The 26,020-nt window shown below is 61.3% G+C and carries 24 protein-coding genes and 1 pseudogene; 8 read left to right on the forward strand and 17 right to left on the reverse strand.

Going from position 1 to position 26,020, the window contains the following annotated elements; all coding sequences use genetic code 11:
- Window positions 1-10: 10 nt before the first annotated feature.
- From LAN70_03415 to LAN70_03455, 9 genes are all read right to left on the reverse strand, one after another.
- Window positions 11-406 (reverse strand): rhodanese-like domain-containing protein, encoded by a 396-nt coding sequence (locus tag LAN70_03415; protein ID MBZ5510196.1) that lies wholly within the window; start codon window positions 404-406, stop codon window positions 11-13.
- 45 nt (window positions 407-451) lie between these two features.
- The gene (locus LAN70_03420; GenBank protein MBZ5510197.1) at window positions 452-2,134 is read right to left on the reverse strand and encodes an FAD-dependent oxidoreductase; all 1,683 of its coding nucleotides are present in this window, start codon (window positions 2,132-2,134) and stop codon (window positions 452-454) included.
- Between the two features lie 215 nt (window positions 2,135-2,349).
- Window positions 2,350-2,829, reverse strand: a complete 480-nt coding sequence (locus tag LAN70_03425; GenBank protein ID MBZ5510198.1) for an OsmC family protein — start codon at window positions 2,827-2,829, stop codon at window positions 2,350-2,352.
- The gene (locus tag LAN70_03430; protein ID MBZ5510199.1) at window positions 2,826-3,542 is read right to left on the reverse strand and encodes a putative zinc-binding protein; all 717 of its coding nucleotides are present in this window, start codon (window positions 3,540-3,542) and stop codon (window positions 2,826-2,828) included. The genes LAN70_03425 and LAN70_03430 overlap by 4 nt, the downstream gene beginning before the upstream one ends.
- A complete protein-coding gene (locus tag LAN70_03435) occupies window positions 3,535-3,963 on the reverse strand; it encodes a putative zinc-binding protein (protein MBZ5510200.1) in 429 nt (142 codons plus the stop codon). Before LAN70_03435 ends, LAN70_03430 begins: the two co-directional genes overlap by 8 nt.
- Window positions 3,960-4,418, reverse strand: a complete 459-nt coding sequence (locus tag LAN70_03440) for a glycine cleavage system protein H (protein ID MBZ5510201.1) — start codon at window positions 4,416-4,418, stop codon at window positions 3,960-3,962. Before LAN70_03440 ends, LAN70_03435 begins: the two co-directional genes overlap by 4 nt.
- Before the next feature lie 113 nt (window positions 4,419-4,531).
- On the reverse strand, window positions 4,532-4,945 hold the full coding sequence (locus LAN70_03445; protein MBZ5510202.1) for an arsenate reductase ArsC: 414 nt from the start codon (window positions 4,943-4,945) through the stop codon (window positions 4,532-4,534).
- A complete protein-coding gene (gene arsB / locus LAN70_03450) occupies window positions 4,942-6,054 on the reverse strand; it encodes an ACR3 family arsenite efflux transporter (protein ID MBZ5510203.1) in 1,113 nt (370 codons plus the stop codon). Before arsB ends, LAN70_03445 begins: the two co-directional genes overlap by 4 nt.
- Window positions 6,051-6,452 carry a metalloregulator ArsR/SmtB family transcription factor gene (locus LAN70_03455; protein MBZ5510204.1) on the reverse strand — a complete coding sequence of 134 codons (402 nt, stop codon included), beginning with the start codon at window positions 6,450-6,452 and terminating at the stop codon, window positions 6,051-6,053. The genes arsB and LAN70_03455 overlap by 4 nt, the downstream gene beginning before the upstream one ends.
- A 121-nt stretch (window positions 6,453-6,573) precedes the next feature.
- Between LAN70_03455 and LAN70_03460 the strand changes: the two genes are divergently transcribed.
- The 8 genes and pseudogenes from LAN70_03460 (at window position 6,574) to LAN70_03495 (ending at window position 17,211) form a co-directional block, all read left to right on the forward strand.
- Window positions 6,574-7,008 (forward strand): arsenate reductase ArsC, encoded by a 435-nt coding sequence (locus LAN70_03460; protein ID MBZ5510205.1) that lies wholly within the window; start codon window positions 6,574-6,576, stop codon window positions 7,006-7,008.
- Between the two features lie 205 nt (window positions 7,009-7,213).
- Window positions 7,214-7,984 (forward strand): sigma-70 family RNA polymerase sigma factor, encoded by a 771-nt coding sequence (locus LAN70_03465; GenBank protein MBZ5510206.1) that lies wholly within the window; start codon window positions 7,214-7,216, stop codon window positions 7,982-7,984.
- A 108-nt stretch (window positions 7,985-8,092) separates the two neighbouring features.
- Complete coding sequence (locus tag LAN70_03470) at window positions 8,093-8,533, forward strand: OsmC family protein (protein MBZ5510207.1); 441 nt, start codon at window positions 8,093-8,095, stop codon at window positions 8,531-8,533.
- Entirely contained in the window at window positions 8,530-9,894 is a 1,365-nt protein-coding gene (locus LAN70_03475) for a TolC family protein (GenBank protein MBZ5510208.1), read from the forward strand. Before LAN70_03470 ends, LAN70_03475 begins: the two co-directional genes overlap by 4 nt.
- Window positions 9,894-11,003 carry an efflux RND transporter periplasmic adaptor subunit gene (locus tag LAN70_03480; protein MBZ5510209.1) on the forward strand — a complete coding sequence of 370 codons (1,110 nt, stop codon included), beginning with the start codon at window positions 9,894-9,896 and terminating at the stop codon, window positions 11,001-11,003. The genes LAN70_03475 and LAN70_03480 overlap by 1 nt, the downstream gene beginning before the upstream one ends.
- An 8-nt stretch (window positions 11,004-11,011) precedes the next feature.
- A pseudogene (locus LAN70_03485) lies at window positions 11,012-14,253 on the forward strand (efflux RND transporter permease subunit).
- Window positions 14,250-14,471, forward strand: coding sequence for a DUF2892 domain-containing protein (locus LAN70_03490; protein ID MBZ5510210.1), 222 nt, complete (start codon window positions 14,250-14,252; stop codon window positions 14,469-14,471). The pseudogene LAN70_03485 and the gene LAN70_03490 overlap by 4 nt, the downstream one beginning before the upstream one ends.
- Before the next feature lie 178 nt (window positions 14,472-14,649).
- A complete protein-coding gene (locus LAN70_03495; GenBank protein ID MBZ5510211.1) occupies window positions 14,650-17,211 on the forward strand; it encodes a DUF3536 domain-containing protein in 2,562 nt (853 codons plus the stop codon).
- Here LAN70_03495 and LAN70_03500 read toward each other — a convergent pair.
- The 8 genes from LAN70_03500 to LAN70_03535 form a co-directional block, all read right to left on the reverse strand.
- Window positions 17,202-17,681: an NUDIX domain-containing protein gene (locus LAN70_03500; protein ID MBZ5510212.1), complete on the reverse strand. Its 480-nt coding sequence runs from the start codon at window positions 17,679-17,681 to the stop codon at window positions 17,202-17,204. The two genes, LAN70_03495 and LAN70_03500, sit on opposite strands and share 10 nt — an antisense overlap.
- Before the next feature lie 213 nt (window positions 17,682-17,894).
- Window positions 17,895-19,355, reverse strand: a complete 1,461-nt coding sequence (locus LAN70_03505) for a CHAD domain-containing protein (GenBank protein MBZ5510213.1) — start codon at window positions 19,353-19,355, stop codon at window positions 17,895-17,897.
- 69 nt (window positions 19,356-19,424) lie between these two features.
- Entirely contained in the window at window positions 19,425-20,174 is a 750-nt protein-coding gene (locus tag LAN70_03510) for a nucleotidyltransferase family protein (protein MBZ5510214.1), read from the reverse strand.
- Window positions 20,171-21,598, reverse strand: a complete 1,428-nt coding sequence (locus LAN70_03515; protein MBZ5510215.1) for a phosphotransferase — start codon at window positions 21,596-21,598, stop codon at window positions 20,171-20,173. The genes LAN70_03510 and LAN70_03515 overlap by 4 nt, the downstream gene beginning before the upstream one ends.
- 81 nt (window positions 21,599-21,679) lie before the next feature.
- Window positions 21,680-21,892 (reverse strand): hypothetical protein, encoded by a 213-nt coding sequence (locus LAN70_03520; protein MBZ5510216.1) that lies wholly within the window; start codon window positions 21,890-21,892, stop codon window positions 21,680-21,682.
- 41 nt (window positions 21,893-21,933) lie between these two features.
- Window positions 21,934-22,272, reverse strand: coding sequence for a P-II family nitrogen regulator (locus LAN70_03525; GenBank protein ID MBZ5510217.1), 339 nt, complete (start codon window positions 22,270-22,272; stop codon window positions 21,934-21,936).
- A 22-nt stretch (window positions 22,273-22,294) separates the two neighbouring features.
- Window positions 22,295-24,001 carry an ammonium transporter gene (locus LAN70_03530; protein ID MBZ5510218.1) on the reverse strand — a complete coding sequence of 569 codons (1,707 nt, stop codon included), beginning with the start codon at window positions 23,999-24,001 and terminating at the stop codon, window positions 22,295-22,297.
- Between the two features lie 407 nt (window positions 24,002-24,408).
- Window positions 24,409-25,644, reverse strand: coding sequence for a porin (locus tag LAN70_03535; protein ID MBZ5510219.1), 1,236 nt, complete (start codon window positions 25,642-25,644; stop codon window positions 24,409-24,411).
- Between the last annotated feature and the right edge of the window lie 376 nt (window positions 25,645-26,020).

Consider the following 26,020-nt stretch of genomic DNA (forward strand, 5'->3'; position numbering starts at 1 on the left):
GTTGCCGGGGCTACTCCTTGTCAGCGGAAACAACCGGGCCTCCGGCCTCCTTCCATGCCTTGAACCCGCCGCCGACGTGGGAAACTTTCTCGACTCCCATCGTCTGAGCTGTGGAAGCCGCCAACGCAGAACGTCCGCCGCCTGCGCAGTAAAAAACCAGTCTCTTGCCGCTGGAAAACACCGGGTTGTGAAAGGGGCTCGCCGCATCGACATAAAACTCCAGCATTCCGCGGTTGGCATGGACAGCGCCGGGAATCTTCCCTTCCCGCTGCAACTCGGCAGTGTCCCTCAAATCGATAAAGGCGACGTCGGTTTCCCAGTTCTTCAGCAACTGGATGGCTTCAGCGGCTGGCAATGTAGTGACCTTGGAATTCGCTTCGGCGACAAGTTCTCTTACGGATTTCATTTTTTCCTCTCAGGGTGGAATCGAACGACAATCGGTGACTTTTTATCAGTCTTGACTACTGACAGCGGCCGGGATCGACCTCAGATGCGGCCGGAAGTACCCATAGGTCTTGAATCCTCCGGACAAATTTCTGACGTTGAACCCGTGTTGCAGCAAGATTCGCGACGCGTAGTAGGAGCGCTGCCCGACACCGCAGTAGAGCCAGATCTCGCGATCTCGCGGTAGCTCATTGATTCGATCGCGGATCTGCGGCAACGGCACGTTCACCGCGCCCTCAATGTGGCCGGCCGCGTACTCAGACGGTTCCCGAGCATCCACGAGCATTGCGCGCGTGTCGGAGAGTGCTTCCCAAAGCGCCAGGGGAACATCTCCCCGCAGCACGTTGCCGGCGATCATGCCGGCCATGTTGACCGGGTCTTTCGCAGCGCCGAATTGCGGGGCATAACAGAGTTCAGCTTCTTCGAGATCGAACACTGTGGCATTCTTCTGAATCGCCATCGCAATCACGTCAATGCGCTTTTCCACGCCTTCCTGGCCCACCGCCTGCGCGCCGAGGACGCGGCCGTCCTCAGCCGAAAACAGCACTTTCATGTGGATGGGCCTGGCGCCCGGATAGTAGCCGACGTGGTGGCCGGGATGCAGATAGATCCTCTCGTAGCTTTGGCCGACGCGGCGAAGCGTTTTCTCGTTGGCGCCGGTGGTCGCGATCGTCAGTCCGAACAGACCACATACTGCCGTGGATTGCACGCCGCGAAAGTGAGCCGGCCGGCCGCAGATCGAGTCGGCGGCGACGCGCCCCTGACGGTTCGCAGGTCCCGCCAGTGGCACCACATTCCACTCGCCGGTGACCACGCCCCGCGTCTCGACCGCATCGCCGACCGCCCATATACGAGGGTCGCTGCTGCGCATCGCGTCATCCACTCGAATGCCGCCGCGCTCCCCAATCGCAAGACCGGCCTCTTTTGCCAGCTTGGTTTCCGGTCGTACTCCGATGGAGAGGATCACTAAATCCGCCGGAAATGTCGCGCCCGAGCGCGTCTGCACTTCCAAGCCGGCATTGGAAGTCTGGACAAACCCGGCCACTGCGTCCTGCAGGTGAAGCGAGACACCGTTCTGCCGCAGGTGTTCCTGGACCGGCTCCGCCATTTCAGGATCGAGCGGTGGAAGAACCTGGTCCAGCATCTCGATGACCGTCACCTTGATGCCGCGGCTCGCCAGGTTCTCCGACATTTCGAGGCCGACCAAACCTCCGCCCACAACGACGGCGCTTTCGATTTTTCGCCCTTCGATCCAGGACCGGATTCGCCGACTATCGGGAATGGTGCGCAAAACGAAAATGCCAGGTAGATCGATTCCGGGAAGATCCGGGCGGATTGGCGCCGCACCCGGCGAAAGCACCAGCGCCTCATACTTCTCGCGGTAAACCTCGCCGGTCGCGAGGCGCTTCACTACGATCTCGCACTGATCGCGATCAATCGCCATGACCTCATTCTCGGTACGTACGTCGATCCTGAAACGCGTCTTGAACAGGTCCGCCGAAGCGACCAGGAGTTTCTTCTCGTCTTGAATGACGTTGCCGACGTAGTAGGGCAGGCCGCAATTCGCGAACGAAACATAAGGCCCGCGATCAAAGATGACGATCTCCGCCTCTTCGCACAGTCGCCGTACCCGTGCCGCACAGGACGCTCCGCCGGCAACGCCGCCAACTACCAGGATTCTTTTCCCCATGGACACGCGCACTCCTTCTTGAAGCCTCGGCTAGTTTGCTGCCTGGATGTCATTGTGACAAATGCAAATGGCGAACTGATCGTTACAGAGATTCGACGGCAGATACCGTGCGCCGCACCTCACGCGCCCTGGGCTCGATGTTGCGGCAAGAGATCGCCGGCCCACTTCAGGGAGGGCGTCGGCGGGAATCAAGCGCACTTTGTTGCTTTCAACAGCTAGGACCCGGCCTCATGTACCGCGGCGCTTTCCATCACGGTGATTTCTGCGTCAATAACGACCTCGGACTTCACGGAATTCGCGACCAGGCTGTATTTTTGCGCGGCCTGCAAAGCACGCCGTGTGCGGGCCTCCACGACCTCCTTCTGGCCGGCACCGCATGCGACTCGGACTACGGGATGGAAATCGAGCCGGGTAAAGATCTCGGTGCGGTCCAGCTCAATCAATTTTGTGCCCACGGTGCGGCACTCGTAGGACAGCAAGTTGAGCTGGAATCGCTCCGCCGCCCAAATGAACATCAGCATCACGCACGTGTTCGCCGCAGCAACGAACGCATCTTCCGGGGTCAACACGCCGGCGTGGCCTTGCGCATCGGGAGGAGCGGAGAACTTCATTTCAGGGCCGTTGCCCAGGGCAAGGTGGCCCCAGTGTTCACCCGTCCATTTCACGTCCGTGTGATACGTCGCTGTCCGGCTCATGGCGCCACCTCCTGACAGAAGGCGGCATATGCGCGGGTAATCGCCGCGCGGTAATCCTCTTCTTCCCCAGGCGGGACGGTGTTGTAGATCTTCACCGCTGCGAGCAGCTCGTCCGCGGCGGCTTCGGGCGCACGCCCAAGCTCATGGAGTCGCTGGAAAATCAGCGGCAGGGCAAGCACCTCTACGGTCTTATCCCCAATGCTGAGTTTGCTGGTTGGAATGCCGGAGCCGCAGGAACAGCCCGCCGGCTTGGCCAGCCGTGGCCGCGGCTCCGCAACCACGTTGTTGAGGACCGTGAGCCTGGGAGAGCCGAGGATTTCATCGACAAGCGCTGTCAGGCGCTGCGCGGCGAGCTCGACCGCTTGCTTGCCCGCTGCATTGAGCTGCCGGCGCCCTTCGATTTCATTCAGTCCATGCTCGGCGACGAGATCGCTGATCACGATGCTCGCGGCTGGCTTGCCCGAGTACATCTCGGTCCCGCGAGCTGCACAGCGGAGATGGCAGCCGTCAATCGTGATGGTCGGATGAAAGCGCGCAAAGGCGCGGTCTCCCTCGCCGCCGGCAAGAAATAACGGCAGGCAAATGGTGACGGTTTTGCCCGGACGCGATTCGTGCAGCACCTTCAGCGCAGCCAGGCGCGCTACTGTGCCTTCAGCCAATTCCTCTCCGGAGCAGGACACGATGCCGACCTTTCGCTCGGGGAGATTAGGCATGGTGTCCTCCTTCTTCAGCGGCGAAATGGAGGTGATCGAGTTGTTCCGCGATTTCCTCGGCCAAGACGCGCGCCAACTGCTTTCCTTCCGGGTTTAGCTCGGCGATGCCCTCGGGTTTGAGGTCCTTGTGATCGCGGAACGCTTCGAAGACAGCGACCTCACGGGAAACAGTGCCGCCGCTATATTTCACCAGCTTGGCAGCGCACATCTGCTTGCAGCCGTCGATGGTCACCACCGGGCTGGTGCGCACTCGTTCGCGCGCCGGTTCGTCGCCCAGAACCAATTTCGACAGGGCCACCAACTGGGTGTCGTCAGGGCGTAAGTTGTCGCACAACTCGTACGCTGCCTCGCGGCTCACGGTGCCCAGCGATTTACCGATGCCGCTGCACGGAACGATGACGATGCGTTGATCGCGATTCATGATTGCAGCTCCTGCTGTGCCTGCAACTGCATGACTGCGAGGTAGGATTGCGCGTCCAGCAACTTGGCGCGTTCGGCATCCCAATCGCCGGCCTCGATCTCGGCCAGCCAGCCTTTGTCGTACGGGTCCTGGTTGATGACCTCGGGCGTCACCTCCAGCGCCTTGTTGACCGCGACGATCTTTCCGGAAACGGGAGAGGGCAGGCCGACGTTGACTTTCATGGTCTCCAGTTCCGCACAATCGTCCCCGGCTTTGAGCGTTGTGCCCTGCGGTTTGACGTTGGCAAAGGCAACGTCGCCATTGTGCTGCTGGAGGTAATCCGTAACTCCGATCCGGACGCGGTGGGAGCCTTGGGACGGCTCGGCAAGTACCCATACGCCATCGGAGGTATAAAGCCGGTCCGTCGCCACCCGGAATGTGAACTTATCAATCGTGGTTTGAAGGTACTCCGCCATCTTGCCTCCTTCGACCGGCACTGCGGGGCGTGACCGGGAGCCCTACTGCTTGACTGCGGCGGTCGCCAGCCAGGTGGAGATCTCCGCCGCATTCGGAATTCGACCTGCCGACTTCACCTCGCACTTGCGGCAAACTTCTCCGCCCAGGCGCGAATCTGATCGCGAACCTTGCCGAAAACCGCGAGTTGCTGCTCCGGTGGCGCGGCGGCCGGATCTTCGAAACTCTGGTGAAGGCGCTTGCCGGATCCAGGGAAAACCGGGCAAGACTCCCGTGCGCTATCACAAACCGTGAAGACGTAATCGAACTGCTGGCCGGCAAACTCATCCACGGACTTGGAGCGGTGAGCGGAGATGTCGATCCCGACCTCGCGCATGGCCTTCACCGCATTCGGGTTCAAACCGGCTGGCTTCGTTCCTGCACTGAAAACTTCGAAGCGATCTCCGGCCAAATGGCGAAGGAGCCCTTCCCCCATTTGACTCCGGGCAGAATTACCAGTGCAGAGGATCAGGACGCGCTGCTTGCTCACCGAACGCCCCTTCCGTAGGGGTCACAAATGGCGACGACTGGGGTGCCGGTCGCTTCTCCACCGAAGTATCGGCGCTGGAAGTAGAACGCGACGTTGACTAAACCGATCATCACCGGCACTTCAACCAGCGGCCCAATCACTGCCGCGAACGCCGCCCCGGAGTTGATGCCGAAAACCGCGACCGCCACGGCAATCGCCAACTCGAAGTTGTTTGAGGCCGCCGTGAAGGCAAGCGTGGTCGTCTTCGTGTAGTCGGCTCCGAGCTTCCTCCCCATGTAGAAGGAAACCAAAAACATGACTACGAAATAGATCAGCAGCGGAACGGCGATACGAACGACGTCGAGCGGGAGACGGACGATGTACCCGCCCTTGAGGGAGAACATGACGAAAATCGTGAACAGCAGTGCGATTAACGTCAGCGGGCTGACCCGCGGCACGAAGTTGTGGTCGTACCACGCCCGGCCCTTGGCGCGCATCAGCGCCGTTCGGGTCAGAAAACCGGCCAGGAACGGGATCCCGAGGTAAATGAAAACGCTCTTTGCTATCTCTCCAATGGATACGTGGACGACCGCGCCATGCAGGCCGAGTTTAGCGGGCAGTACGGTGATGAACACCCATGCATAGAACGAATAGAAGAACACCTGAAACAAGGAGTTAAAGGCGACCAGCCCTGCTGCATATTCGGTGTCGCCCTTGGCAAGCTCGTTCCAGACGATGACCATGGCGATGCACCGGGCCAGGCCAATCATGATCACCCCAGCCATGTATTCGGGGTAGCCGCGCAGGAAGACGATGGCCAGCACGAACATAAGGATCGGGCCTACGACCCAGTTCTGCACGAGGGAAAGACCGAGCACGCGCTTGTTACGGAAGACCTCGCCCAATTCTTCGTAGCGGACTTTGGTGAAGGGCGGATACATCATCACGATCAGCCCTGCCGCGATCGGAATCGAAGTCGTGCCCACGCTGAACCGGTTCAGAAAAGGCACGATTCCGGGCGCCAGCCAGCCGGCGATCACGCCGACGGCCATGGCCGTGAAGATCCACGCGGTAAGGTAACGATCCAGAAAGCTCAGGCGCGAGGAGACTGTGTTTGCCATTCTTGTCATGCCCTCGAGGAAATCGCTGTCTTGGGCCGCACCAGCGCGGAGTAGGGCCGCCACTCGCTGGCCGTGCAGGAGCCGCTCTGGATCGCCTTCTTTAATTTGTGCGAGTCTTCTGCGAGAGCTTCCGACGATGGGAAGAGGCCCCGAAGAAATCCGTAGAGCAGCTTGTGCACACCCTCGGTCGGCTGGGCCAGCCGGTAATACATCCGCACCCCTTCCCGCCGATCCAGAACCAAGCCGGAGTTCTTCAAATAGGTCAAGTGACGGGACACGTTCGGCTGCGACGACTGCAAAACGTACTGGATGTCGCATACGCACAACTCACCGTGAATCAACAGGTTCAGAATGCGAAGCCGCGTCTGATCCGCGAGCCCCTTGAACAACTGCTCCAAATCCTTCATGCGGTATCTCCTGGCTCGATTCTATCAGTATTCATTTATATCTGTATACGCTTATACATGTATGATAGGATAACAGCCGTGATGCAGAACACACTTCCCTGTGATCCGCCTGGTGGTGTTGATGAGACCGAAAGTCCTGTTCCTCTGCACTGGTAATTCAGCCCGTAGCCAGATGGCAGAAGGCTATCTGCGTCACGCCGCCGGGGACCGCTTCGAGGCCACGAGTGCCGGCATCGAGCCAAAGGGGCTGAACCCGCTCGCCATTGAAGCCATGCGCGAGATCGGTATCGATATATCCGGACAGACGTCGAAGGACGTGGTCAGCCTCCTGGGTCAACATGTCCCTTACGTCGTTACGGTTTGTGACAACGCCAGGGAGCGCTGTCCGATCTTTCCCGGTACCTGGAAGTTTCTGCACTGGAGTCTCGAAGACCCTGCCGCAGCGGAAGGAACGCCGGAGGAACGGCTAGCCGTTTTCTGTAGGATCCGCGACCTGATCATCGCCCTCATTGACCGGGAATTCGTTCAGGGCGGCATAACACGAAAGCAAGCGTAACTAGAGTGCCTCCCCGAGCGGTTACAGCCACGGCTTGGCTGATGCCGGTGTGCTGGGCCTGCAGGAAGCGTGCCGGCAGCACCGGATGGCCGGCTGACTTCGGCTGCCGAATCGGCTACCCTGATCTTGCGTGCGACCTGATCTGCAAAAAGCAATTGCCGAGTTGAAAGCGGGTGAGCCGCATTCCATGGAGCGCGCTCTCGCCTTGGTGCAGCAGACCGCCTTCTCCTTCAGCATGAAGGTCTGTGGCCACCGTGAGGACGCAGAGGATACTGCTCAAGAAACGCTGATCCGCGCCGTCCCCGAACTGTCCAACTTTGACAGCCCGGAGGCACTCGCGGTATGGCTGTACAAGGTCGCCCGCAGCCGCTGCCTGATGAGCCGGCGGCGCAGCCGATTCGCCCCCAAACAAACCCTCTCGCTCGACGATCTTCTCCCCGACCGCAGCCAACTCGAGGCGCTCACCGCTTCCCGCGAAGGCGGCCCGGAACAACAGCTCCTGCGCGCGGAGAACCGCGAAGAATTGCAGCGCGCGGTCCTGAAAATCCCGCCGGACTATCGCATGGTTTTGGTCCTCCACGACATGGAAGAACTCTCCACCCAGGAAGTCGCGCGCATCACCGGGCTTCGCGAAGGCACAGTCCGCGTCCGCCTGCACCGCGCGCGGGTGTTCCTGCGCAACCAACTGGCGCGCAAGCCCAAGCCGGCCACCCGATCCAAACAGCAGCCCTCGGCGCGCTGCAAACGGCTATTTGCTCTGCTCTCCGATTTCATCGATCAGGAAGTCGACCCGTCGCTGTGCGCCGACGTTGAAGGCCACCTCGGCGACTGTTCCCCGTGCAAGGCCTATCTGACGAGCCTGGAAGAAACCGTCCGCCGTTGCCAGCGCCACTGCACCGAGGAAGTGAAAGCCAAGGTCCGCGCCCAGGTTCGCAATCTGATTCGGGAATCGGCCGCCGCAAAAGCCGCCCGCTAGCCGTTTGAAATCACTGACGGGGCACCCAATCATCCTGTAACAAATCTCCGTAGGATTGCATTTATCCCTGTGCCCTTATGGAGGTTTGCCTTGATCCAGGCTTCAGTAGTGCTGGCCCAACCAACGGGAACGGGCCGCCAATTTGTGGTCACCACCGGCAGCGGCCATCACCTGATTGTTGACGACGCCATCGGCGCCACCGGCCCCAAGCCGATCGAATTGGTTGCCGCCGCGCTGGCAGGTTGCACTGCGTTCGACGTCATCAACATCCTGCGCAAGAAGCGCCAGCACATCACCGCTTACGAGGTGCACGTGGAGGCCGACCAGGCTTCCGAACCCCCGCAGGTGTTCACCAAGGTGCGCATTCGGCACATTCTGACCGGCGTGAACGTGGACCGCGAAGCTGTTGCCGCCGCGATCCACCTCTCCGAGTCGAAGTATTGCTCGGTGGGTGCGATGGTGCAGAAGTCGGCCGAGTTCACAACTTCATTCGAAATCATCCCCGCCGAAGTGGCGGAGCTTGTGGCAGCCGGGGTCCACGGGCAATGAGGTTCGATAGCGCAATCGGCCGCATCGCGCTGCTGCTGGCCGCCCTGGGGCTGCCGCTGTCCGCAATCGCGCAAACCACCTTGACGCTCCCGCAGGCGGTGACCACCGCGCTGGAGAAGAATCCGGCGCGGAAAGCGGCGGTGTTCGAGAAGAACGCGGCGGCGGCCGATATCAAGCTCGCGCGCTCCGCACTGTTCCCGCAGATCAAGTTCACGGAAGCATACGAGCGCGGCGATGACCCGGTATTCGTATTTGGCGGCAGGCTGCGCCAGCAACGATTCGCCGCCTCCGACTTCGCGCTCAACCGGCTCAACACGCCCACTCCGTTCGGCAACTTCGCCACGCGCTTTTCCGGCGGCTGGCAATTGTTCGACTCTGGCGTGAGCTGGTTGCAGCTTCGGCAAGCCAGGCGCATGGACGACGTCGCGCAGCGCAAGCTGCAGCGCGGCGACCAGGAATTGGTGATGCGTGTCGTCAACGCCTATGCCGGCCTGCTGCTTGCGGTCAAACAGCAACGCGTCGCCGAGGATGCTCTCCAAACTTCTCAGTCAATCCTCGACCGCAGCCGGGCCTATGTGCAGGCCGGGATGGTGGTCGAAAGTGACCTGCTGAGCGCGCAGGTGAACCATGCTTCGCGGCAGGAAGAATTGATTCTCGCGCGCAATGCGGTGGCGCTGGCGCGAGCCCAGCTCGACATCGAGATGGGCATTTCGCCCGACACGCAATTCGAGCCTGCCGATCTGGCGGGCGAGAAGCCGCTCCCGGTTGTCACCCTCGACGAACTGGAAAAACGCGCACTGGAGCAGCGTCCCGATCTTCAAGCCGTAACTCTGCAGCAGACCGTTCAGGCCGACGGCGTGCGCGCGGCCAAAGCGTCATTCGGTCCGCGGTTGAACGTCATCGCGGACTGGCAACTCGACAACCCGCGCTTCGCCGGAGGCGGCGGCAACAACTGGATGGCCGGCTTGGAGCTCCAGGTCGATCTTTTCGACGGCGGCGCCAAGCGCGCACGCCTGGCGCGCGAACACGCGCTGAAGGGCCGCATTGACGCGCTGCATGATGCGGCCGCCAGCGGCATTCGCCTGGAAGTCCGAAAGGCTTATCTCGACTTCGACACCGCCCGGCAGCAGGTCGAGGTGGCGCGCGCGGCCGCGAGCCAGGCGCAGGAGAGTTTGCGCATCGGCCAAAACCGCTACGAAGCCGGCCTGAGCACCATCACCGACCTGCTCCGCATGCAGGAAGCGGCTCTGCGCGCCCAAACCGATTTCTGGCAGTCGTCGTACCGGCTGCAAACCAGCTACGCCAGCCTTGAGTTGGCGACCGGCGCGTTGGACCTCAACTCGCCCGTGGTGAAGCAATAATGATGACGAGAAGGATCATTTTCGTTCTTGCCGTCCTGGCAGCGCTGATCTCGCTCGGCTGCAGCGACAAGAAAACGCCTGGCGCACAATCGCCGGAAGTCGTGCGCGATGTTTCGATGTTGGAAGCGCAACGCAAGACGGTGCCGGACTCCCTCGAAGCGGTGGGCACCATCCGGGCGCTGCAAACCAGCCAGCTCTCGGCGCAAATCTCCGGCGTCATCGCCTCCATCCGCGCGCAAGAGGGACAGCGTGTTCGCCGGGGCGACGTGCTGATCGTGCTCGATGACGCGCAGCAACACGCGGCGCTGGAGCGCGCTGCTGCCGCCGTGAATGCCGCCCAGCAAGATATTGCCGCCGCCGACGCGGACTATGGCCTGCAAAACGCGACGCTCACCCGTTATCAGAGCCTGTACGAAAAAAAATCGGTGAGTCCCCACGAAATGGACGAGGTGCAAGCCCGCCAAAAATCCGCCGGCGCCCGGCGCGATCAGGCGCAGGCCGGCATCGCACAAGCTCGCGCCATGGAAGCGCAGGCTAGGGCGGGGCTCAGCTACACGCGCGTCCGGGCTCCGTTCGACGGGGTCATCACGGCCAGGCTGGTGGACACGGGCGCGCTCGCCTCGCCCGGCGTTCCGCTGATCACCATCGAGGACACGCAGCGCTTCCGCCTGGAAGCTTCCGTGGATGAAAGCGACATTCGGTTTGTGACTCTGGGCGCCAGCGCTCGCGTGTGGGTGGATGCCCTCGGAACGGACCTCAGCGCCAAGGTCGTTCAAATCGTTCCCGCCGCCGATCCGGCCAGCCGCAGCTTCGTCGTGAAACTTGAACTCTCTCCCGATGCCCGCCTTCGCTCCGGACTGTTCGGGCGCGTCCGATTCCCGCGCGGCCAGCGCGAAGCCATCGTCATCCCGCGAACCGCCCTGCTCGAACGCGGCCAGATGCATGGCGTGTACGTGGTCGCCGCCGACGGCCAGATCGGATTGCGATACGTCACGCTGGGCAAGCCGGCCGGCGATGACGTCGAGATTCTCTCCGGCCTTTCCGACGGCGAGCGCCTCATCAGCTCGCCCGGAAGCCGTGACCTGGCCGGCAAGAAGGTTGTGAATTGATGGCGGCCATGGATCCAAAACTCCGGGCCGCCGGCAACATCGCGCACGCGTTCATTGCTTCCAAGCTCACGCCGCTGGTCATCATCGGCGCGCTCCTTCTCGGCGCCTTCGCCATCTGGCAGACGCCACGCGAGGAAGAACCGCAGATCGTCGTCCCCATGCTCGACGTCTTCGTCCAGATGCCGGGCGCCTCCGCCGCCGAAGTCGAGCAGCGCGTCACCATTCCCATGGAGAAGCTGCTGCGCGAGGTGCCCGGAGTCGAGTACCTCTACTCCATCTCGCAGCCCGGGATGAGCATGGTGATCGTGCGCTTCTACGTCGGGCAAAAGGAAGAGGACGCGATTCTCCGCACGTACAACAAGCTCTATGCCAACTTCGATCGCATTCCGCCGGGCGTCTCCCAGCCGCTGATCAAGGTCCGTTCCATCGACGACGTCCCCATCATGGCGCTCACGCTGTGGGGCAAGAATTACGACGCCGCCTCGCTCCGCCGCATCGCCGGTGAACTGGAGAATTCCCTCAAGCAGCTCGACGATGTTTCCGAAACAAGAATTATCGGCGGGCTGCCACGAAAAGTTCGTGTCGTGCTCGACAGCGGGCGGCTAGCCGCCTATGGTCTTTCGCCGGTCCAGGTTACCGCCAAGTTGGAATCCGCCAATCAGAAGGTGCGCGCCGGCGAGTTTGCCCGCGATAATCAGGAAATCCTGGTGGATGCCGGCCGTTTTCTCTCCAGCCCGGATGAATTGCAGCAGGTCGTCGTCGGCGTGCACAACGGCAGGCCGGTGTATCTGAGCGAGGTGCAGAAAATCGAGGACGGTCCCGCCGAGGCCGATAATTACGTGCTCTTCGGCAACGGCGAAGCAGCGGGTGACCCGGCGCAATATCCCGCCGTCACCATCACGCTCGCCAAGCGCAAGAACACCAATGCCAGCGTGATCACCGAACGCGTGCAGGACAAGATCGGCTCGCTTCGCGGCTACCTGCTCCCCGCGGACCTGAATGTCACCGTCACGCGCAACTACGGCGAGACCGCGAAACAGAAGTCGAACGAATTGCTCAAACACCTGCTGCTGGCGACCATCTCGGTGACGCTGCTGATCGCCTTCGCGCTCGGCTGGCGCGAATCCGGCGTGGTGCTGGTCGCGATTCCGGTAACGCTCGCCCTGACGCTCGCCATCTTCTATTTCTTCGGCTACACCCTGAACCGCGTCACCCTGTTCGCCCTGATCTTCTCGATCGGCATCCTCGTGGACGACGCCATCGTCGTGGTCGAAAACATTGTCCGCCACCTGCGGCTGCCCGAAAATCTCAGTCGTCCCCGGATGGATGTTGCGGTCGAAGCGGTGGACGAGGTCGGAAATCCCACCATTCTCGCCACCTTCGCCGTGATCGCCGCCATTCTTCCCATGGCCTTCGTTCGCGGCCTGATGGGGCCTTACATGCGCCCCATTCCGGTCGGCGCCTCGGCGGCCATGATCTTCTCGCTGATCGTAGCCTTTGTGGTTTCGCCCTGGGCCGCGCTACGCTTTCTCGGCGGCCACGTCAGCCTGGCGCCGCCAAGCACGAAACCGAAGGCTGGACGACGCGCCTCTATCGCGGTGTGATGAATCCCCTGATTGCGGACCGCCGCAAGCGCGCCCTGTTTTTCGCCTCGGTTGTCATCCTTCTTCTGCTCGCCGCGCTGCTGGTCCCGCTGAAGCTGGTTCGCGTGAAGATGCTGCCCTTCGACAACAAGAGCGAATTCCAGGTGATCATTGATATGCCGGACGGCACGACCCTGGAGCAAACCACCGCTGCCGCGCAGGCGCTGGCCGCGAAGATCGTCCAGGAACCCGAAGTCGCGAATTACCAGATCTACTCCGGCGCCTCGGGCCCGTACAATTTCAACGGCCTGGTGCGTCATTACTTCCTGCGCCGCGGCCCCAATCAGGCCGATATCCAGGTCAACCTGCTGCCGCGTGAGGACCGCAAGGCACAATCCCACGACATCGCCAAGCGCATCCGGGGGAGATTGCAGCCCATCGCGCAGCAGTTTGGCGCGCGCATTAAAGTTGCCGAAGTGCCGCCCGGCCCGCCGGTGCTGCAAACGCTCGTCGCCGAAGTCTACGGCCCCGACTACCAGCGCCAGATCGAAGTCGCGCGCCAGGTGAAAGACGTTTTCCAGCGCGCGCCGGGCGTGGTGGACGTGGATTGGTACGTCCAGGATCCGCAGACGCAATACGCGCTCAAGGTGAACCTGGACAAAGCCGCGCTGAACGGCGTCTCTGCCGCCGACGTCGCCCGCACCATGCAGATCGCCCTCGGCGGCAGCAGCGCCGGCCTGCTGCATCGGCCCGAAGCGCGCGAGGACGTTCCCATCGAAGTGCGCCTCTCGCGGGCCGCGCGTTCCGGCATTGAGGACTTGCGTAATCTCAAGGTTCCGAACGCCGCCGGCAGCATGGTTGCACTCGGCGAAATTACGGACGTGGAGAAAACCGCGCTCAGGCCCTACATTTACCGCAAGAATCTGCGCCCGGTCGTCTACGTCACCGGCGACGTCGCCGGCCAGGAGGAGAGCCCGGTGTACGCCATCCTGGGCATGAAGGAGGCGGTCGGCAAGATCAAGCTCCCCGCCGGCTATTCCATCGAGCAGGACATGGGCACCGCGCTGCCGGAAAATTCCGAGCGCTACGCCTTGAAATGGGATGGCGAGTGGCACATCACCGTCGAGGTCTTTCGCGACCTCGGACTGGCATTTGCGGCGGTACTGGTTCTGATCTACGTGCTGGTGGTCGGCTGGTTCGGTTCGTTCAAGACGCCGCTCGTCATCATGGCGCCCATCCCGCTGACGCTGGTCGGCATCCTGCCGGCGCATGCGCTGCTGGGCGCATTCTTCACGGCGACCTCCATGATCGGCTTCATCGCAGGCGCCGGCATCATCGTGCGCAATTCCATCATCCTGGTTGACTTCATTGAGCTGCGCCGCGCCCAGGGCATGGCGCTGGAGGAAGCCGTGGTGGACGCCGGCGCGGTGCGCTTCCGCCCCATGTTGCTGACCGCCGCCGCTGTCGTCGTCGGCGCCAGCGTGATCCTGTTCGACCCGATCTTCCAGGGACTCGCACTCTCGCTCATGGCCGGCGAGGTTGCGTCCACCGTGCTTTCGCGCATGGCGGTGCCGGTGCTCTACTACATGAGCCAGAAGCGGAACGGCCGCGGCATCCCGAAGTCCGCCGCTTCCTCCGCACAAATTCATGAGGAGGTTTCGGAATGACCATAGATCGTTGGCTGCGCCTGATAGCGGGCACGTTCGTGGCCGCATCCGTTGCCCTGGGCTACTGGGTGAGTCCGTACTTCTTCCTGTTCACCGCGTTTGTCGGATTGAACCTGTTCCAGTCAGGCCTGACAAACTGGTGCCCGATGATGACATTCCTGCGATGGCTAGGGGTGCCGGCGAGTGCAGGTCAAACGCGGCCCAGGTGCGACGGCTGACATCAGCCAACTGCGTGTTCCCTTACAGCGACGGCGATGAGCCACCGCCCTCCGGGCTCATCCCGCATGCGAGGTCCTGCATGTACCAAGACGGTATCTCCCTTCTCCACAGGACTCGGCGCTATGGTGTGCTGCAGGCGACGCAAGAGCAGTACAGCTTCCGGAGGCTACCGGCCGAATGGAGCGTTACGTCTGTATTCATTGTCATTTCTACCAGCCGCCGCGGGAGAACCCCTGGCTGGCAGCGATCGAATTGCAGGATTCCGCCTCTCCCTACCACGACTGGAACGAGCGCATTGCCGCGGAGTGCTACGCGGCCAACAGCGCCTCGCGCATTCTCGACGGGCAGGGGCGGATCGCGAAGATCACCAACAACTATGCGCGCATCAGTTTTAACTTCGCCCCCACCCTGCTCTCCTGGCTGGAGGGGAAGGCGCCGTGGACCTACGAGCAGATCCTCGCTGCCGATCGCCAAAGCCTTGCGATGTTCTCCGGGCACGGCGCCGCGCTGGCGCAGGCCTACAACCACCTGATCCTGCCGCTGGCCAGCCCGCGCGACAAATACACCCAAGTCCTGTGGGGCATCCGCGACTTTCAACACCGCTTCGGGCGCGACCCGGAGGGCATGTGGCTGCCGGAGACAGCAGTGGACGTGGAAACCCTGGAGTGCCTGAGCTCGTTGGGCATCAAGTTCACGATCCTGGCGCCGCATCAGGCGCAGCGCTGGCGCAGCCGGCCCTGGGACGGTTGGACAACTCTGAATGGCGCCGCCATCGATCCCAGCCGCGCCTACCAATGCAATCTGCCCTCCGGCCGGGGGATCAGCTTGTTCTTCTACGACGGCCCCATCTCGCACGCGGTGGCCTTCGAGAAACTGCTGTGCAACGGCGAGAATTTCGCTCACCGCCTGCTCAGCGGCTTCAACGACGCGCGGGACTGGCCGCAGCTCATGCACATCGCCACCGATGGCGAGACCTACGGACATCATCATCGCCACGGCGACATGGCCCTGGCGTACGCGCTCGATTACATCGAAAGCAATCGCCTGGCGCGGGTGACCAATTACGGCGAATTCCTCGCCCAGCATCCTCCCACCCAGGAAGTGGCGATCGCGGAGAAGACCTCGTGGAGCTGCATGCACGGGGTCAGCCGCTGGGAAGCCGATTGCGGCTGCAATTCCGGCACGCACGCTTCCTGGAACCAGCAGTGGCGCCGCCCGCTGCGCGACGCGCTGAACTGGCTGCGCGACTATCTGGCGCCGCTCTACCTTGAGCAGGCGCAGCCCCTGTTGCTCGATCCCTGGGCCGCACGGGATGAGTACATCCGCGTGGTGCTGGATCGCTCCCCGTGGAACGTCGATGCTTTTCTGGCGCGGCATGGCTTTCCCGGGCTGTCGCGCGAAAACCAGGTGCGCGTTCTGAAGCTGCTGGAAATGCAGCGCCACCTCATGCTGATGTTTACCAGTTGCGGGTTTTTCTTCGACGAGCTCACCGGCGTGGAGACGGTGCAATTGCTGCAATACGCCGGCCGCGCCGTGCAGCTCGCGCAGGAATTGCTCGCCGTCGATCTCGAGGAAGAATTCCTGCAACGGCTGGAGCAAGCCTGGAGCAACATTCCCAGCTTCGGCAACGGCCGCCAGGTTTACGACCGCTTCGTGCGGCCCGCCATGCTGAACCTGAAGGAAGTGGGCGCGCACTACGCCATCAGTTCGCTGTTCGACGGCTACCGCGGGCGCAGTTACGTCTACTGCTACAGCGTGGATTTGCTGGAATCGCGCGTGCTGGAGTCGGGCAAGGCGAGGCTCGCCCTCGGCCGCGCCGACATCAGTTCCCGTCTCACTCGCGAGCAGTTGACGGTCAACTTCGGGGTGCTTCATTTCGGCGATCACAACCTCACCGCCGGTGTCCGCCCCTGCTCCATGGAGGAGGACTTCCGCACCCTGGTGGCGCAAACCACGCGCGCCTTTCAGTCCGCCGATTTGCCGGAATGCCTGCGCGTCCTTGACCGGCACTTCCAGGGCGCAACCTATTCGTTGAAATCGCTGTTTCGCGATGAGCAGCGCCGCATCGTCTCGCAAGTCGTCAGCTCCACCCTCAGCGAAGCCGAGTCGGCGTATCGCCAGGTTTACGACCAGCACGCCCAGCTCATGTGCTTCCTATCGGATTTACAGATGCCGCTGCCCGGCATCCTGCGCGTGACCAGCGACTTTGTCCTCGACCGCTCGGTACGACATGCCCTGAACGATCGCGACGTGGACCTGGAGCGCATCCGCACTCTCGTCGAAACGGCCTCGCGCGACAACATCCAGCTCGATGTCCCGGCGCTGCAATTCGCCTTGCGCGAACGCCTGAACGCGCTGGTAGACCACTGGGCGCTGAAGCCCGGCGATCGGGATCTGCTGGAGATGGTGTCCGCCGTCGTCTCCCTGGCGCGTGTTTTGCCCTTCGATGTGGACCTGTGGAAAGTGCAAAACGTTTACTATCGGCTGTTGCAGGGCATCTCCGCCAACGCCATGACGCACGACACTTCCGCCTTATGGCTCGAGCAGTTCCTGCACTTGGGAGAGCTCCTGGGGGTCATCGTACCCGACAGCACCTTGCTCCGCCCGCGTCTCCCGGACCAGGTGGAACCGGCCGCCAGCGGCGATGCCTCCTGCCGCAGCATGACCTGTCTCTCACCCGCCACGCACCTCCGCCATCGTCGAGCGACCATGAAAGATTCCAGATCTGCTCACTCGTAGGAGTGTTTGCGCGCGATCTGCTGCAGAGCCGAATCGAAGACCCGCTCCATGCCGCGAAGGTATTTCTCGGGACGGCGATTGGCCAGGCGCAGCTTCGCTTCCGCGGCGGAGAACCAACGCGGCGTACGGTGCGATTCGGCGGGCAGGGCGGATTTCTTCACTTCCAGGATGAAAGCAAGAACCGTCACATCCTTCGATGCGCCGCGGAGTGACTCCTTCCGGTGCAGGTACTTCCCGACCGGACGCGGATGGACCTTGCCCTCAACGCCACCTTCTTCGAATGCCTCCAGGGCCGCCACTTCAGCGAGCGAGAGCCCGTCTTCCAGCCGGCCCTTGGGAAACGTCCAGCGGCCGCTGCTGGTGCGCACCAGCAGGAACTTGGTTGAGCCTGCGTCATGGCGATAACAGACGGCAGCAACTTGAACGGGCGTAGCTTCCCGGGTGCAGATCCGTCCTCGAAGTTTTCGCATTGGCTCCTCGCTCGACGAGTCCTTGTCAAGCACAGGCTATGACAACCTTGTTAATAGAGAATTAAAATTTGCACCAAAAACGGTGCGCTTGTATCCGGAAGGTCAACAGCTAAAGTTCAAGAGCCGGGACACACGGTTCAACCGCAGGTTGTCGTGCGTAGGGTCATTCCAGATCAGCTATGAATGTGCTGCTTTCGCTAAAGAACTTGCAGACTAGCGCGGTGGAGTCGGGCGGATCAGAATCGGGATACCCTCAGCGACCTCAAACAGATGACGAGCCGACGCCAGTTCAGCCGCGTGAGGGCTGAGCAAATCAAGGCCATCTACCAAGATTGTAAGTACGCCTGCAATTGTGCGTACCTGCAAATTGCGCGCCCCGGAAGGGTGGCTCACCTCGATTCCCTCGGCGAGCCGCAGAATGCCGGCAAGCCGCATCACCCGTTGCTGCTGAGAACGAGGCAGTGCAGAGAAGTCCTTGTCGGCCGAGCACGGCAAAGCTCCGCGGCAGTAACGGGAGAGCAGCCGGACCAGGCGCATCTCTTCCTCGCTCCACCCGACCGGGACTGCAAGCTTGCCCATCATGGCCGCCCGATACGAATTACGCTTCTTCTTGCCCTTATCGGCGCCGACGCTATGCAGGAGCGCGGCGGCCCGCAACAGGACAGTCGTGCGCCGGTCGAAGGGCCATGCCAACTCACTGCGCAGGGCGCGCCACAGCTTGACACTGGTCTGCGCGACGCGGCGCGAGTAAGCAGGATCGGGATCCAGCGCTCGCGACCAGCACCGCAGCTTGGCATTGACGGCTAGAGTCAGTTCGCGCCCGCTGGGAAGGCCCTGCCGCCATTGCTCCCAGAGGGAGTCGGGACCCGTCGTTCTGGCCGCGTACTCAGCCACGCGTTTAGATCTCTCGAGGTGAATACGCGAGTTCAAGTGTTCTACGGCAGCCGGTATGCCGGGCTGGAGTGCGATCTCCGCCAAAAGCACGTCGAAGTCATGAACTTCGCCCAGCAGGTCCTGCATGCGCTTCAAATCCTTGCTCCAGCGCCGGTGGTGGTAGGGAAGGAAATTTTCGACGGTATAGCGGAAGCGCTTGATCCCAATGCGCAACTGGTGGAGATCGTCGGCACGACGCGTGCGCATTGCGGTCTGGTGCAAACCATATGCGTCGACCCATCGCTCCAACGCGAGATGCTGAAAAACACGGCTGCCCGGCGGCAGCTTGCCCGAGCGCTGATCCAGTTCATGCGCCATCTTCATCCATCGCTTGGCATTGAAACGGTTGAGGGCCTCATGGGCCGCGAGTTTCTGCTCGCTTTCGCGAGCGGAAAGCGCCCCCGCAAGGCGGGCGCGGAGAGGGTCACCTTCGGTAGCGAAAAGCGCTACCCACCCTTGCATGACTTGCGTATCGCGCAGATTGCCCAAAGCCGAGAACAGCGGTTTCGCGAGGGCGCGGAATTGTTTCCATCCGGGTGCGGGATCGATGGTGCGGAGACCTTCAGCGATTGAGCGGGAGCGGCGAATTGCAACTCGCAGGTCGTGCACGGGATCAGCTTCGAGACTCAGACCTACCCGATTCAGTTCAGTGACCGTGCGCTTGGCCCAGTGCAGCAGGCCGATGCGGCCGGCTTTGGCGTGACCGCGAGCGGATAGCGCCGATCGTCTTTTTTGTCGCATGTGGGATGTGATTCCTGAAGATTAGCACGCGAGCAGAAACGGTACATTCGGGGCAGACATTGCGTGCGCTCAGGACGAAAAGATTCCTTGCTTTAAATCCCGGGCGGCTTGCGCGATGTGGTCGGCGGTGCCGAGGTCGCGCCAGTAGTAATCATCCGCTCGGAAGCCGACGATCCTTTCTCCGGCGGCAGCCAGGCGCAGATAGCAGGCAATGATCGAAAACGCGCCGTCTTCACTCATCTTGGCAAACAGACGAGGCGAGATCACGTGGATGCCGGAAAAAGCCAGCGCCTTGGACTGCGTTGTCGAGCGCACCATTGCGGGGCTCTGATCGATGCCGGAACGCCGGCCGCATAGTTGACTCTGCTCGTCGAAGAGCAGGTAGCGCGAGGTTGTTCGGTCCTGCACCGCGAGCGTGGCCAGAGCCTGAGATTGATTGTGAAATTGCGCCATGCGCCGGAGATCGATGGTGCTGATCACATCTACATTGTGCACAAGGAACGGCTCATCGGAAGGGTTGGAATTCTCCCGGAAGAACCAGGCAGCTTTTTTCAGGCCGCCGCCGGTGTCGAGCAGGACCTCTTCGCGCGAGACCTGAACGCGCATGCCGAAATTTTCATTGGCTTGCAGATAGGCGACAATCATGTCGGCAAAGTGGTGGGCGTTGACGATCACCTCGCGGATCCCGAAGCTGCGCAGGCGCGAGAGCGTGATCTCCAGCAGGGTGCGGCCGGCGACCTCCACCAGCGCCTTGGGGCAGTTCTCGGTGAGCGGGCGCAAACGCGTCCCCAGGCCGGCGGCCAGAACCATCGCTTTCATTCGCCCGTATTCTCCAGCGCAAGATGCCGCACCACGACATCCACGCCGTTTTTGGTGCGCAGTTGTTTCGCCAGTTGCTCGGCCAGGTACACCGAGCGATGCCGGCCGCCGGTGCAACCGAACGACACCATCAGGCTCTTGAAACCGCGGCGTTGATAATCGCTGACGCTGGCGTCCACCAGCGCGGCTGCGTTGGCGAGAAACTTGTGCGCGCTTTCCTGCTGCTCCAGATATTCGGCGACCGCCCGGTCTTTCCCGGTTAAAGCCCGGAAGCGCTCTTCGCGCCCGGGATTCGGGATGCTGCGCGTATCGAAAACGAAGCCGCCACCGTGCCCGGTGTCATCTTTGGGCAGGCCAATGTGATACGAAAAACTGAAAATCCGGATCACCAGGTTTGGGGAACCGGAGGCCACCGCCTGCAGTTGCTCCGATCCCAGCATGCTCTGGAAGGCCTTCATCAACGCGGGCGCGGCAAAGGGCAGCTCGGTATTGTGCAGCAACCAGCGCAGGTTCTTCATGGCATAGGGCACGCTTTGCAGAAAATGCGGCTTGCGCTCGTAAAACCCGCGAAACCCGTACGCGCCCAACGCCTGCATGATGCGGATGTACACGTACGCATAATAATGCTGCATGAAAGCGTCGCGGGTGAGTTCGACGAATCCGCCCAGCGTTTCCAGATAATCGCCGAGCAACTGCTGCCGCAGTTCGGGCGGCAGGTCGGCCTTGGCGTCGTATAAGAGTGAGGCGATGTCGTAGTGCAGCGCGCCTTTGCGGCCGCCCTGGTAATCCAAGAAACAGGGTTCACCGCCGCGCAACATGATGTTGCGGGACTGGAAATCGCGGTAGAGGAAGTAGTCGCGGTTGGCGCTCAACAGGAACTTCGTGAGCCGTCCAAAATCGTCCTCCAGCGCCTGCTCATTGAACGGGATGCCGGCGAGCCGAAGGAAATAATATTTGAAGTAGTTCAAGTCCCAGGCGATGGACTGGCGGTCGAAGCTGCCGCGGGGATAGCAAAGCTTGTAGTTCAAGTCGCGGCCGGCGGCGACCTGGAACCGCGGCAAGACGGCGACGACTTTGCGGTAGGCTTTCACCGCTTCGGGACCAATGTTTTCGCCGTCTCGATGCTCGCAGAGAAACTGGAACAGCGTGGTGTCGCCGAGGTCTTCTTCCAGGTAGGCGCCGCGGTCCAGGTCTTCCCCGTAAACTTGCGGCACCGGCAGCCCGTGCCGGCGGAAGTGGCGGGAGAATTCGAGAAAGGCTACGTTCTCCTCGCGGACGTCGTACAAAATTCCGATCGCGCTGGCGTTATCGCCGGAGAGCCGGATGATGCGGCGTCCGGAGCCGCCGAGTTGTCCCTGCAGCGGCTGCACTCGCGACACCGGCGAGTGGAAGTGCTGCTCAAAAAGTTGGTCAAGGATGTCCATGGATAATGACGGGACAAAGATATCACCGGAATGGGCTCCCGTGACGGTCAGGCGTGGTGGAAGCAAGGCAGCGTTGGATTACTAGAATTCAGCAGCTTCCGGGTAGGCTCCGGCGCCCAATTCGCGCAGATCCATGCCCTTTCGTTCGCCCTGGAGAGCGACCCGATGTGGGTAGAGGCGGTTGAGAATCCAATTGAGCAGGTAGGCCAGCGGCAGCACGATTCCGATCACGGTTGTCACTCCGACAAGCTGCGCCAGCCACTGGCCGGAAATGCCGGCGGGAGAACGTCCCAATACAGCAACCGCGACCACTGCCTGTGGAATCGCCTTCGAAGTCAGAGCGCCGTGTCGCCACGCTCGTCGTTGCGGATACGTACGGCTTCTTCGATCGAGAAGACAAAAATCTTACCGTCGCCAATTTTTCCGGTCCTGGCGGCGGTGCTCAGTGTTCCCACAACCTGTTCCGCGCGTGCATTCGGCACGACAATTTCGATCTTTATTTTAGGAAGGAGGTCTACGGTGTATTCCGACCCACGATACGTCTCGGTATGGCCTTTCTGGCGACCGTGGCCACGCACGTCGGAGATCGTGAAGGCCTCCACGCCAATGCCGTAAAGGGCTTCCTTTACCTCGTCCAGCTTGTTCGGCTGGATAATTGCTTCAATCTTTTTCATATGGTTTCCATTCTGGGGTCGCTTAGGATTTTGTAGCGTAGATGGCATCCTCGGGATAGCCTTGGAGTCCAAACTCGGGGACATCTAACCCTTCTTGTTCGACCTCTTTCGAGACACGCATCGACTTCACCGCATTCACCACTTTGAAGACCAGGAAAGTGGCGCCGAATGCCCACGCCGCGCAGATCACAGCACCCATCACCTGGACCAGAAACTGCTTGGTATCGCCGTAGAACAACCCGGTGACGCCCCTTCCCGCCTGCCCCAGATAGCTCGTGGCACCCACGCCGTTCCATCCAGCGCCATAAGTGCCATCGGCAAATAGTCCAAGACAAATGGCCCCCAGCACGCCGCAGAAGCCATGCACCGAAATCGCGCCACAGGGATCATCGATCTTGGTCACGCTGTCATTGAACAGAACGCCCAGACAGACCACGAAGCCCGCCAGAATGCCGATAATGAACGCCGAAGTCGGCCCGACAAATGCGCACGGCGCCGTGATCGCAACCAAGCCGGCCAGCATGCCGTTGCAGGCCATGGTGATATCCGGCTTCCCAAATTTCAGATACCAAAAGAGCAACGCGGTCGCCGAGCCCGCGATCGCAGCCAGGTTCGTGTTGATCGCGATGACCGAAATGCGAAGGTCTGTCGCGCCCAGGGTCGAACCCGGATTGAAACCCATCCAGCCGAAAAGCAGAACGAAGGTTCCGATCACGACGTAAACGAGGTTGTGAGCCGGAAACGCGCGCGGCTTCCCGTTCGGTCCGTACTTGCCAAGGCGAGGCCCCAATATAATCGAGAGTGCCATGGCGCAGAAACCACCAACGGCATGCACGACGGTAGAACCCGCGAAATCTACGTATCCATGTCCCCAACCCATTGTGTTGCCGAGCTGCGACATCCAGCCCCCACCCCACACCCAGCAACCGAAAACCGGATAAAGAATCGCGCCTACGAACAGTTCACAGAGCAGGAACGACCAGAAGGAGATCCGTTCGCAGATGGCACCGACGATGATGTATCCTGCGGTCTCCATGAACACCACTTCAAACAGGGCCAGGACGTTGCTGCCGGCGTCATAGGCAGGCCCGGTCATGAAGAAGCCTTTGCCTCCCAGAAACCCCCACAGGCCTTTTCCTAAAAGAAAGTGATTCAACGTCGGAGTTCCACCTAGATTCGAAGGCGCGGCATTGATGGCTACGGCTCCGAACTGGAACGCATATCCAACCGCGTAATATGCGATAAAAGCGAAGACGTAGGCCGCGAAGTTCAGCATCATCAGGTGGGCGGCGTTCTTCTTTCTCACCAGCCCGCAGGTGAGCAGCGCGAAGCCGGCCTGCATGAAGAGCACGAGATACCCCGTGTTGAGGGTCCATGCAAAATTGGTGGCCACTCGGATGTGGCCCGTTGCGTCGGCGAGTTTCACCGCGAGCGGTTCTTTGGCCGCTTGGGCCTGAAACTCGTCGAAGTCCTTCTTTTTCTGCGCGTAGTCGGGAGCCGTTTTGTCGGTGGGTTCAGCAACAGCGAAGGAGTTGCCCCCGGCGTCAACTACGGTCGTCTTGTCCCCGGTTGCAATGCCTGCCGGATCCGGCTTCGGTGCTTCCTGGGCCCTGCAAGGCATCAGCGCCGCCAGGATGCAGGCTGTTAGAACCAGCACGGCACTGCCTGACGGAAACACCTTGCCGAAAGACTGACGGCGCGATCTTTCTGTCTGCTTCTGTGACTTCACAAATCAGTCTCCTATTTGAATTTGTCTACAGCAATTACCGGAATGCAAAGCGCGGACTTAAACGATGCGCTTGGTACTATGGGGAAACTGAATGGGGCACCGATCCAATCACAGTTTCTAAAGAGCTATGACATGACAGGGGGTGGCCACCTTCGTATACGTTGCCGATGCGCTGCCATCTCGAGTTCTCCTTGAGAATCTGGTCCGGGTCCGCGGCGCGGGTGCTGGTCGTTCGGGGTTGATTTTTTCCCATGCCGCGATCCCCGGGTGTTGGCTGCCCCCCAAGACAGCCGCGTGGCCCTTCTACTGCTTCCACAAACCCTGCTTCACGGTTCCGATAAGCCCTGCGATCAACATCCCCGCTCCCAGCAGGCAGAGGAGAACGCGCAAAGCAACGCCGTGCGCAATCATTGCTTGGTTTCACGCGAGTCAAAGGAGTACACGAGGCCGGCCGCCATCGTGTTCTGTCCCATGACCGGCGTGGCGCCCTTGGTGAACACAGGGCGGTTGGAGAAATCACGGCGGAATTCCAGCCGGGTGATCAGGTGGTGCGCGACGAGGCGCTGGAATGTGCCGGTGAATTCGTTCAGGTGCTGCGGGGTCCCGGTGGTAAAGCCGTCGTGATCGTTGTAGTACTCGTACCGGGTGGACACCGCGTACAGGTCGTTGAAGGCGTACTTGACGTAGCCGGCGATACCGGTCCAGAACACCGGGGTGGGAATTCCCGTCACGCGATCGCCGCGGCCGTAGTCGAAGTTCAACATCGTGGTCAGCCGGCCTGTCGGCGAGTAGGTCACCACCGTGTCGCTCAGTTGCCGCCAGTGTGCGTTCGTCCCCCCCGTCTCCGGGCCGAACATGTAGCCCTGCGCAATGCTGATCTTCTTGGTCGGGTTCCAGCCGAAGGTGACGCCGTAGGTTTTGCCGGTATTGTTGTCGTAAATATCATTCCAGCCGTTCACCACGAAGCCGGTGACCGAGTACTTGTCGTTGAACGAGTACTTGGCGCGCAGACCGTAGTGGTAGTACGGGATGGCATAGCCGAACAGCAGGCCGCGCGAGTAGTTGAAGTTGTCCTTGGTTTCGATGACCTCGGCGCCGTGCGGTGTGACGAACTTGCCGAGGTCAACCTGCAAGCCTTTTCCGACCGGGGCCAGATAGGAGACGTAAGCTTCCTTCAGGTATTGCGCGAATCCCAGTCCGGCGGGATCGGTGGAATTCACCACGTTCATGGCCTGGCCAAATCCAAGCCCGAGGTGGTAACCGAGGCGGCTGTTGGTCGCATCCGGAGGTTTATCGAGGTTGAGTTCGATCAGGTTGAGCGCGAACTGGTTCGAGGGCCCGTCGAAGGAGCGCAGCGTGTTGGTCTGCGACGCCGGCTGGTTGAAGTTGTAGCCGTAGTAGGTGTCCACGAACCCGCTGACACTGGCGCCGGCAAACAACGTTGCGGCACCGGGTGTCGCGGTGGATACGGCCGCCGACTGCGGTGGCGGAGCCGCCGCGTCCGTTGCTGCCGCCGGCGCACTCTTCTGCTGCTTCAGCGCCGCGACTTCGGCGCGGAGGCTCACCACTTCTTTTTGCAGGTCGCGAAACTGCTGCATGAGTTCCGCCGATTTTTCTTGTTGTACGTCTGTCTGAGCCTTCATCGTCATTGGAGCCCCCACCACTGTGACCAGTACTGCCAGGGCGCCTACTTGAAGCAACTTCATGGGGAGCAACTCGCTTTCCCCCGCAAGACGCGTGCAATTCGGTTGTCAGAATTTTTGCGACTTGATAACCAGCAAGGCGAAAGTAGCCGGGCCTCGCGCCCGCCGTCCAACGCATACTTCCGGTCGCAGGCATCGAATTTACATTTACAAAAGAAATTTATGGCGGCGATAAGCCGAAGTTTTCCGGCGCGCATGTCCCTGGTCGCTGTTGTATCGTGTAGCGATATGTATTCGCGTCTCGCCAGTCGATGGATGGTGCCGGTGAAATGCGCCTTGCAGAGCGCCACCGGCGCCGGAACAAGCCGGTGAAATT

This window comes from Terriglobia bacterium, from assembly GCA_020072845.1.
GTDB lineage: Bacteria > Acidobacteriota > Terriglobia > Terriglobales > Acidobacteriaceae > JAIQGF01.